This window comes from Deltaproteobacteria bacterium (assembly GCA_023382265.1).
In the GTDB taxonomy this organism is placed as follows: domain Bacteria; phylum JAMCPX01; class JAMCPX01; order JAMCPX01; family JAMCPX01; genus JAMCPX01.
The window spans coordinates 1-9516 of record JAMCPX010000016.1; the positions used below are offsets into that span (position 1 = coordinate 1).

General features: G+C 38.0%; 12 protein-coding genes. All 12 read right to left on the reverse strand.

The features are described from left to right. On the reverse strand, positions 1-334 hold a 334-nt coding region (locus tag M1381_03125; protein MCL4478081.1), incomplete at its 3' end, for an FAD-dependent oxidoreductase. Between the two features lie 9 nt (positions 335-343). Then, positions 344-979 (reverse strand): thioredoxin family protein, encoded by a 636-nt coding sequence (locus tag M1381_03130; protein MCL4478082.1) that lies wholly within the window; start codon positions 977-979, stop codon positions 344-346. Positions 980-1017: 38 nt separating this feature from the next. Then, on the reverse strand, positions 1018-1659 hold the full coding sequence (locus tag M1381_03135) for a thioredoxin family protein (GenBank protein ID MCL4478083.1): 642 nt from the start codon (positions 1657-1659) through the stop codon (positions 1018-1020). Between the two features lie 21 nt (positions 1660-1680). After that, on the reverse strand, positions 1681-2652 hold the full coding sequence (gene trxB, locus M1381_03140; GenBank protein ID MCL4478084.1) for a thioredoxin-disulfide reductase: 972 nt from the start codon (positions 2650-2652) through the stop codon (positions 1681-1683). Then, positions 2627-3010 (reverse strand): thioredoxin family protein, encoded by a 384-nt coding sequence (locus M1381_03145; GenBank protein MCL4478085.1) that lies wholly within the window; start codon positions 3008-3010, stop codon positions 2627-2629. Before M1381_03145 ends, trxB begins: the two co-directional genes overlap by 26 nt. Positions 3011-3015: 5 nt before the next feature. Next, on the reverse strand, positions 3016-3345 hold the full coding sequence (trxA, locus tag M1381_03150) for a thioredoxin (protein MCL4478086.1): 330 nt from the start codon (positions 3343-3345) through the stop codon (positions 3016-3018). A gap of 52 nt (positions 3346-3397) precedes the next feature. Further along, positions 3398-4306 (reverse strand): NAD-dependent epimerase/dehydratase family protein, encoded by a 909-nt coding sequence (locus M1381_03155; GenBank protein MCL4478087.1) that lies wholly within the window; start codon positions 4304-4306, stop codon positions 3398-3400. Continuing rightward, on the reverse strand, positions 4303-5244 hold the full coding sequence (locus M1381_03160; protein ID MCL4478088.1) for a hypothetical protein: 942 nt from the start codon (positions 5242-5244) through the stop codon (positions 4303-4305). The genes M1381_03155 and M1381_03160 overlap by 4 nt, the downstream gene beginning before the upstream one ends. A 3-nt stretch (positions 5245-5247) precedes the next feature. Beyond that, complete coding sequence (locus M1381_03165) at positions 5248-6294, reverse strand: deoxyhypusine synthase family protein (protein MCL4478089.1); 1047 nt, start codon at positions 6292-6294, stop codon at positions 5248-5250. Between the two features lie 14 nt (positions 6295-6308). Continuing rightward, positions 6309-6866, reverse strand: a complete 558-nt coding sequence (locus tag M1381_03170; GenBank protein MCL4478090.1) for a hypothetical protein — start codon at positions 6864-6866, stop codon at positions 6309-6311. Between the two features lie 377 nt (positions 6867-7243). After that, complete coding sequence (locus M1381_03175; protein ID MCL4478091.1) at positions 7244-8128, reverse strand: glycosyltransferase family 2 protein; 885 nt, start codon at positions 8126-8128, stop codon at positions 7244-7246. A gap of 310 nt (positions 8129-8438) precedes the next feature. Then, positions 8439-9281: an ABC transporter substrate-binding protein gene (locus M1381_03180; GenBank protein ID MCL4478092.1), complete on the reverse strand. Its 843-nt coding sequence runs from the start codon at positions 9279-9281 to the stop codon at positions 8439-8441. Positions 9282-9516: the final 235 nt, after the last annotated feature.

Below are 9516 nucleotides of genomic sequence, written 5' to 3' on the forward strand. Positions count from 1 at the left end.
AAAAGAAAAGTTTAAAACAGAACGATAGATCCTTCTTATCATTATGATCTGTTGCATGAACAATCCCTGCTTTTGTATCAATATTAACTACTTCTATTTTTGTAAATACATCTATCTCTCGTTCTGTTTTAAACTTTTCTTTTGATATGGCTACAAGATCCGTATCCTTTTTAATGAGATCCATTATGTAATATGGAAGGCCACACGACCCGTAGGATACAAAATTGGTTTTTTCAAGCGCTATCACATTCATTCCAGGCTTTCTTTTTTTTGCCTGGCTTGCAGCACTCATACCTGCTGCAACTCCACCGATGATTACAACATTTTCCGACATACCTTCTCCTTATTCAAAACGGATTATTTCTTTTAATAAATCTTCTTCACTTTTTATCCCGTACAGTATGGTTTGATCGTTGATAACAATCTCAGGAGTTGATCTGAGATTATATCTTGTCTGGAATTCAGGGAAAGATATAACATCTATAAGATGTACGGTTATCAGTTCACTGCTGATCGCAAATCTTACTGCTGTCCTGCCTGCAATAGGTGTATAAGGACACGTTTGTGTTCCAAGCACCTTTATGTTTACTGGTTTTTTAAGCTTTTCAATCTCTTTAAGTACATCGGATTTCAAGGGATGTCCTCCCTTCGATATGTCAGATACAAGATCAAGAAAACACTCTACAAAATTGGTAGGAGTACCATAGTACCTTATACCATAATCCTTAGCCCCTATGAATGCCATTGCAGGACATCTTTCTATTCCAAATTTTTTAATCAAATCAGGCTGCTGTATCTCATTCACGAGCTCTAAAATTACTTTATCGGATGCCTCTTCAAGTTCTGTAAGTAACAGTTTTATATGCGGACACTGATGACAGCTTTTTTCTGGTTCAAAGAAGATAATCTTTATTTCATCAGTAATCGCTTTAAGTTTTTCCTGATGCGTCTGAGTATCCTGTAGAATGGAGAATTTCATACCTTACTTATGTTAAACCGTAATAAATCGTAGCAGTCTTAATTAAGTGCCGACATTACCCAATCTACGAATTGATCCTCCGGCAAAGCTCCAACAAATTCTACCGTTTCATTTATAACAATCTTAGGAACGGACTGAACGCCGTATTTATTGCTTATCTCTGGAAATTCTGTTGCTTCTACCATATCTCCTGTAACAAGATCATTCTCCATTGCTATCTTATGAGCCATTCTTACCGCTCTCGGACAATACGGACAGCTCGGTGTAACGAATACCTGTATTCGTATCGGTTTATTGATCCCTTTTATTTTTTTTATTGATTCACTAGTAAGATTGGATTTACCGAGAGATACATCCATTATGTCCTCTACAATAGATGAAAACTCATACCCTGCCGGGATACCATAGTATCTTATTCCATAATCCTTTACCCCCTCTATAATCAGTGCAGGTCCCTTATCTATCTTGTATTGTTCTGCTTTATCCTTCTGGGTGTCATAATCGTAAAATTCCACTTTTATCTTATCCGATAGCTCTCCAAGCTCCTGCATAAGTTCTTTCTCTTCCTTACAATACATGCAGTTATCTGCCTGTGTAAAAAGTATGAGTTTTATCTGATTTGGCAATTTTGAAAACTCGTTTTTTAAATACTCTTTATCTTTATCCTGTAGTAATCCCATGTTTTCTCCTTTTATTCCTTTTTATTTTCTGTTTTCTTCTATATACTTTTCAGCAGAATACGCTGAGATTGCCCCGTCGCCTACAGCAGTAGCTACCTGTCGCAGGAGTTTTGTCCTTACATCTCCTGCTGCAAAAATACCGGGTATGTTCGTTTCCATATTTTCGTTTGTAATAATATAACCGTTTTCATCAAGCGACACCAGTCCTTTTACGAAATCCGTATTGGGTTTTGTTCCAATAAACACAAAAACTCCATCAATCTTTTTTTCGGTTACATCCCCTGTCTTTATATTTTTTAAAGACACAGACTCAACATATTTATTGCCTTTTATCTCTGTAATAACCGTATCCCATATAAATTCAATACTCTGCATTGCAAAGGCTCTCTCTTGCAATATTTTTACAGCTCTCAGCTTATCTCTCCTATGAATAATATAAATCTTCTTTGCGAATTTTGTAAGAAATATTGCCTCACCGATAGCCGTATCTCCACCGCCAACAACAACTACCTCCCTATCCCTGAAGAATGCAGCATCACATGTCGCGCAATAAGACACGCCTTTCCCTGTAAACTGTTTCTCTCCATTTACATTCAATTTAAGATTTTCTGCACCAGAACCGATGATTATTGTTTTTGTTGTCAGATGGCCATCCGTTGTATCAACACGCTTGGTTTCACTATCCGCCTTTATGCCTGTTACACCACTGTCCTTTATTTCAAGTCCAAAAGAACGGGCCTGCTCTTCCATTGAAAAGGTAAGATCAGCTCCAGATATACCCTTTGGGAAACCCGGATAATTTTCTACAATATCTGTAACTACTACCTGGCCGCCGATTGCCTTCTCTTCAAATAAAACTGTTTTAAGCCTTGCCCTGGATGCATAGATTCCTGCCGTAAGCCCCGCAGGACCTCCACCAATAATTACACAATCGTAGATTTGTCCGGCATCCGCTTTCGAGCCTTTGTTAATTATTAAGTCTGGTAAGGACATCTCCTATTACCCTTTCATATTCTGTTGTCTTTATTGCCCCGGATATCTTTTCTATAGGCTCCCCTTGATAATAAATAAGAACAGCGGGAAGAGCGGTTATTTGATAATTTGAAATTATTGACGGACACAGATCATAATTTACCTTATAGAAGGTTACTTTGTTTTTATACTTTTTTGTAAGCTTCTCAAGTTCTTCCTTAACAGGATTGCACTGCTTACACCAGTCAGCCCAGAAATTAATTATAACCGGAACATTTGATTTTAATACCAACCTGTAAAATTCTTCGCAGTTTATACTCAGGATGGAATCCGATTTTGATTTTTTAACTTCTGTATCTATTTTTTGGGCTTTGACCATGCTATTTACAGCACTTTATCTAAAAGTTTTTCGATCGTAGACTTGGGAACAGCACCAACTATCTGATCTACCACCTTGCCCCCCTTAAAAAGCATAAGTGTCGGTATGCCCATTATCCCATATTTTGTAGGTATGCTTGGGTTTTCATCCGTGTTTAACTTGCCAAATTTTATTTTATCATTATACTTATCCGCAAGTGCACTAACAGCAGGTGAAACCATTCTACATGGAACACACCACTCTGCCCAGAAATCTACAAGCACCGGTTTTTCTGTTTTTAAAACCTCTGCCTCAAAATTCCCATCCGTAAATTCTTGCATATTATTTTCACCCATTCTATACTCCTTTATATATATTTTTTTTATTACTCCGGTGTGATAATACTTATCAAATATTCGTATCACTCTTTTTTAAAAACCATCTGTACGTTTCTCCGATTCCTGCTTTTATGTCAATAACCGGTCTCCATCCGAATGAAGCGGCTTTATCATTTGATAATATATCAACCTGATCATTATGTTTCAAGACTTCAACAGGCATATCGGGTTTCCCTGTAATTTGTTTGAAGATATCAAGCAGTTCTGAGATTTTAATTCCCCTGCCTGAACTTATGTTAAAAATATTATTATCCCATTTACCAGAGAGCGCTGTTATAAAAGCATTAACCGCATCATCTACAAACAGAAAATCATAATTCGATCCAATACTATCGTAGAGTTTAATCTTATCACCTTTTTTAATACCGGTAGCCATATCAAAAACAGGATTACGCTCCATAAAAGGCCCATAAAGCCTTGATAGCCTTAATATGGTATAGGGAACGGAAAATTTTTCGTTGTAAATCAATATCATATTTTCTGCATTCCATTTGGTAAATCCGTAATAACCCTCCTTCGGTACAGGATCGCCTTCCTTTGCATATTCCGGTTTCTTGTAAACCGCGCCTGATGAGGAAAAAATCATTTTTTTAACTTTGTTTCTCCGTACCAACTCAAGCACGTTAACAGTACCGAGAACATTAACCATAAAACAGCTTAGAGGATCATCCATAGCCTTTCTCTCCGATGAAACACTCGCCAGGTGAAACACGTATTCTACATTTTTAAATGCACGTTCTATATCTGCATACTTTGACACATCACCGGCAGAAAAATGGAATAAAGGGTTCTTTATCAATGTTTTGATAGATTCTTTTTCTGATCTTGAAAGTCCGTAAACTTCATGACCTTTACTGATAACCGCCTCTGCAAGGTGCTTGCCGAGCAAACTTGTAACACCCGTTATTCCTATCTTCATTTAAGCAGCTCAAGTATCCATGCCGTTAGTAAGGGGAACATAATCTCATGGTGTCCTGTAAATGCAAAACCACGTCCGCCCGTTTTTGTGGGTCTCTCAACGACGTTTTTTAATGGTCTGTAGTGCTGGATCATATCCATGTTAACAGCGGTAAAATTTTTTACATCGTATTCAAGATTTCTCGTTATGGACAACGCCTTTAAAAACACTTCCGGCAAAATAACGGCAGAACCTATGTTTATGATAACGCCCTGTTCAAGCTTTGATACAATTGTTGCAAACTTTCTAAAATCTATCTCGGTTGCCTTTCCGATTGCAGCGCCGTCAGCCTTCGGGTGCATGTGTATTATGTCGGTGCCGTAGGCAACGTGTACTGTAAGCGGTATACCCATTTTGTACGCCCTGTATGTTATACTTTCTTCCCTGTATGGAGCATCCGCATGTGCAAGGGCAAAACCTGCCGATTCACCAAGTCCCATACCCCTGTCAACGCCCTCTTTGACAGCCTGATTTAGAAGTGAGCCGGTTTCCTCTGCCATACCAAAACTCCCGTCCTGTATGGTTACTTGAACATCCTCCGAGGTCTCACCGATAAGTGCGATCTCCGTGTCATGAATAACACCAGCGCCCTGCATAGCTATTGCTGTAATAATACCGCTTTCCATAAGCTGTATAACGAGAGGTGAAAGCCCTACCTTTATAACACTATCACCCATTGCAAGAATTATTTCTTTTTTGTTGTTTTTTGCCTTAACAATAGCTCTCACGCATGTCTCCATCTCTTCCGCCTTCAAAATTTTCGGTAACCTCGAAAAGAACTCATCAACAGTTAATCCGGGTTTATACGGCAAAGCAAAATCTTTAACCTTTACTTTATTTTTTCGTGTCTTTATTGAGCTCGTTTTTATCCTATTAAGATCTATTGGCTCTATTTTCATTTTTCACCTCTTCTTTAAATTAATTGTTTCTAATTTATCCTCATTCCATTTCATACTAAGCCTTTTTCTCTTTTTGTAGCTGTCACCCTGCAGAACTGCACCGACGAGTAAAGGCATGCCGACCGTTGATTCTATTGTTATCTGTATTTTATCAGCTTCTCTATGAATTTTTCCCCATGATTGAGCCTCCTCAAATGTACATCCGCTGAGTCCACCCCACTGCGGGGTATCGGTCGTTATCTGGATCGCATACCTGTAACCGTTCTCCCCAGCGCCCAATATCTCTGAGATAACCTCCATTTGCTGGATATAATTCTTGGGCGTTCCACCGCCTATATAAATAACGCCGGCACTTCTGGATTTCATCTTAATCTGGGCAAGTTCATAATTATCCCTGATAGGGTTTATAATGATTTTATTTTTTTTATCAACGTAATGTTTCGTAAGCCCTATACCTATTGAACTATCATTAAGTGCGGGACAAAATACGGGCACATTCCTCTTTGCAGCAGTGTAGAGGATTGAATTTTTATCATTTATATTTTTCCCGAGTATTGAAAAAAATTCCCTGCTTGAATATTCTTTTTTGTCAAGACCGCCTGCGATCTCTGCAATAGCAGCGTCTGTTTCTCTGAATTTTTCTTCATCCACAAGTGTGTCGTATATCCTGTCTATAAAGTATTGCCTTAGCAGCAGGTCATCCATGTTTGGTGAGCCTATGTAATGTTTGAAACCGCGTGCAACATAAAAATCCTGATAAAGATTAGCCCCGGTTGATACAAGTACGTCTATGAGCCCGTACTCTATCATATCCCTTATAACCTTTCGCATACCGCCAGGCACCATAGGACCGGCAAGCCCCATAAATATGGTGGGCCTTTTTGGATCCGAAAGCATCCTTTCGTATATTTTTAAAGACTTTCCGAGATTTCTGCTCTGTATTGACGTGCGCTGAAAAGCAAAGACCAGATCTCTTACAGTCTTGATCTTCTCGAGATCAAGATACTCTACCGCTTCTGATAATATTGTATTCTTTGTAACTATTTCCATTTTCCCTCCTACATCTATGATTTAAATGTAAAATGCAGCTCTGTTAAAGGATCGCCGTAACACTGGCATCTTAGTATCTCTGATTTTATATCCTTTAATCTGCCTGTTAATAAAAACTGCTCAAGCCATCCTTGTACATTTTTGACATGTGCCATGTCTATATCAGGGAAATCTTTTATAATGATAGTGCCTTCTTTATCTGTGAATAGTATTGCCTCTACAGTACCGGTATCATAGTAACTATTCCATATACTCATGGCCCTCTTCACCATATTTTCAATATTGCTAAAACTCATGAATATCTTATAGACCGTTGTGAGATCATGTTGTGCGGAAAGCCTGCCCTGCTCAATACAAAATGATAGATCACCTTTGCCTATAACCTTATCAAGCGATCTCAGAAGATCGGTATAAAGCTTATACTGGTACCATTCTGTAATAAGTATATGCTCCTGCATGTATTTTGATGATTCGGGCGGTAAAGCCTTAATGACCCTTGGCAAGGCATCTTTGAAATTTTTTTTAATAAATTTTATCATCCCAAGTATAGCTACACCTTTTACTTTCGGCATGTAACCTCCTATCTTAAAATTGGGGCTGTTCTTACTACATGTGTATATATCTCAAGTCAATAATAAGTTAATAGTTTAAAATTGCATTGTCAAAAAATATCATAAGATACCTGAAATTCTTGCTATCTCTCATCCTATTGTTCTCAAACATACAAAAGGAATTGCTTGATAGTCGCACTTTAAATGTACGATTCCTATAGTCTTCTTGAATTTTGCAGCCTGAACCAGTAGGCAGATAATTCTCTGTCAAATAATTCATGTTTACTGAACTTTTCAGACATTATTTTCCAGGACCTTTAATTCAAGGTGCTCTATAAAATGGGGGAAGGTCAATATAATAAGGTTTTTTATATGTCAATCTAAATTCCTCAACCAACTCAAAGATATTTGTCTGTAAAATAATTCACAAGCTTGAGCGGGAGTTTTATTATTCTGATAATGTTAAGCAGCAAGAAAAGAGAAACGCCGTCTAATATATGGAAAACCATAATAATCAATCCGGAAAAGGGTCTTAACCATGGATAATTTTTGTAAAAACGAAACAATCCATGCATATTCTGGTTCTCTATGAAGAAAAACTGCTTCACAAACCCAGACAATGTAGCCTTTTTTACTATGCTAATAGACATGTTAATGTAATTTTTAGTGCCTGTAAGCTTATCCATCTTACTGAATTGATGGACTGTGTATAAACTACTGCAAAGGATCGTTCTTATTGTTTTACCATGTTTTATATAATGCAGGTTATTTGTTATCTCCAGCAGGTAGCCGCTGTTGTCGGGTATATCAATCTCAAGAAAATCTTTTTTCCAAAAAGCCCTTTCGCCTCCAAAGTATTTTGCGCAGTTTGTCCATCCCCATATGGGTGTTCTATCCCCTGCCCTGTCAAGAACCATTTGATCCACCTCGCCATTTTTAACCGGCAAGATCAATGAATCTATATTTTTATGGGTTAAACCGATCAAATCAGAATCAAGCATAATTATAAGATTACCTTCTGCATTAGCTATACCCTTTTTTATCACACCCGCTTTACCGTTTGTTGTAGGTAATGTGATTACCTTTAATAAAGGACAAGCCTGCTCATACGATTTTGCGATCTGTGCTGTATGATCATTTGAGCCGTCATCAATAACCAGTATCTCATTAAACCTGTTGAAAGTGGTTACAACATCCAGAACCCGTGAGATATTCTTCTCTTCATTATAAGCAGGGATAATGCATGAGATTACCATGTTATCATTTGTATAAAAATTATTCACATCAGTATGCCAATTTTAATAAATTTAATTTATAAAAAATTATAACACGTTTTTTCCGGATATGAAACGATTTTAATATCATGAATAAAAAATTCATAACTCTATATCCGAAAAATGCACTAAAAAAACAAGGAAGACTGTAAATGGCTGAGAATAGATGAGTCCCGGTTTTGGACGAACAGATTACCCACCACATTTTTTGTGTTAACAAAACCCTCTTATTCAAGATATTATTTGAATTATAAGATGCTTATAAACCAGATGATGTCTGTAATAAAATACATGCTTAACGTTGAATAGAAAAGGCATATCATGAGATAAATGTTACTTCCACATCCGGTATAAGTTTAAGGTTTGCAGCCTGCTTGATAAACTCCTGAATACCAGCCCTGCCTTCTTTGCCAGGCTCCAGGGTATAATCGTTCACATACATCAGGGCGAATTGTTTTACCCTTTTCATGTCAAGCCCTCTGGAGTACTTGGCTGCGTATGTCATGGCTTCATCCTCATGTTTAAAACCATAAGCGATACTATCCTTTATTGCCTGGTTGACCTTGTGTTTAAGTCCTTCATCCAGAGAACGCTTAACGAGATTTATCCCAAGAGGGAGCGGCAGGCCTGTTTTTTCGAGCCACCACTTGCCGAGGTCCACAACTATGTTAAGCCCGTCATCAGCATAGGTAATCTGGCCTTCATGTATTATAAGCCCCGCCGACACCTCTCCGTTTTTGACTGCGGGCATAATCTTGTCAAAAGGCATAACCGTGTATCTGAAATTTCCCATACACATCTTCAATGCAAGAAGTGCAGATGTATACTCACCTGGTACGGCTACTTTCATATTGCCGCTTAGTTTTTTATCCTTACTTACAACTATGGGGCCATACCCTTTGCCCATACTTGCGCCGCATGATAGTATCTGATAGTCTCTTGCAATGTATGGATATGCATGCAGTGAAGCCGCGGTTATATCAAGCAAAGGCTGTTCGCTGTTACCCTTTCTCATTGCCCGCTTGTTAAGGGTCTCTATATCCGTCAATACATGCTCAAATTTTATGCCTGTTATGGGCAGCTTATCGTGCGTTAGTGCATAAAACATAAACGCATCGTCAGCGTCCGGACTGTGTCCTATTGTAATAATCTTCTCATCCATACTCTCACACCTTTCATTCCATTATTCCGTCTTAGCCGGACAACGGAGGTTTATTAAACACACATTTACTACATTATGGATTTTTAGACAAGCATATTCCGGATTCTATGTGATAGCCAAGTGAAAATGTCATCTCTAACTGCCGAGTGAAAATGTCAGTAGTATATCCTGTCATAAAGACAGGAGGAAGGGATGATACTGACAATGAATGATAAAAAGAGAGCAAATGTAATAG

What these genes read in the sequence shown, in the direction of transcription:
- trxA (MCL4478086.1), bottom strand. Translation starts at nt 3,345, where the DNA reads ATGGGTGAAAATAATATGCAAGAATTTACGGATGGGAATTTTGAGGCA.
- M1381_03180 (MCL4478092.1), bottom strand. Translation starts at nt 9,281, where the DNA reads ATGGATGAGAAGATTATTACAATAGGACACAGTCCGGACGCTGACGAT.
- trxB (MCL4478084.1), bottom strand. Translation starts at nt 2,652, where the DNA reads ATGTCCTTACCAGACTTAATAATTAACAAAGGCTCGAAAGCGGATGCC.
- M1381_03155 (MCL4478087.1), bottom strand. Translation starts at nt 4,306, where the DNA reads ATGAAGATAGGAATAACGGGTGTTACAAGTTTGCTCGGCAAGCACCTT.
- M1381_03145 (MCL4478085.1), bottom strand. Translation starts at nt 3,010, where the DNA reads ATGGTCAAAGCCCAAAAAATAGATACAGAAGTTAAAAAATCAAAATCG.
- M1381_03165 (MCL4478089.1), bottom strand. Translation starts at nt 6,294, where the DNA reads ATGGAAATAGTTACAAAGAATACAATATTATCAGAAGCGGTAGAGTAT.
- M1381_03160 (MCL4478088.1), bottom strand. Translation starts at nt 5,244, where the DNA reads ATGAAAATAGAGCCAATAGATCTTAATAGGATAAAAACGAGCTCAATA.
- M1381_03130 (MCL4478082.1), bottom strand. Translation starts at nt 979, where the DNA reads ATGAAATTCTCCATTCTACAGGATACTCAGACGCATCAGGAAAAACTT.
- M1381_03170 (MCL4478090.1), bottom strand. Translation starts at nt 6,866, where the DNA reads ATGCCGAAAGTAAAAGGTGTAGCTATACTTGGGATGATAAAATTTATT.
- M1381_03135 (MCL4478083.1), bottom strand. Translation starts at nt 1,659, where the DNA reads ATGGGATTACTACAGGATAAAGATAAAGAGTATTTAAAAAACGAGTTT.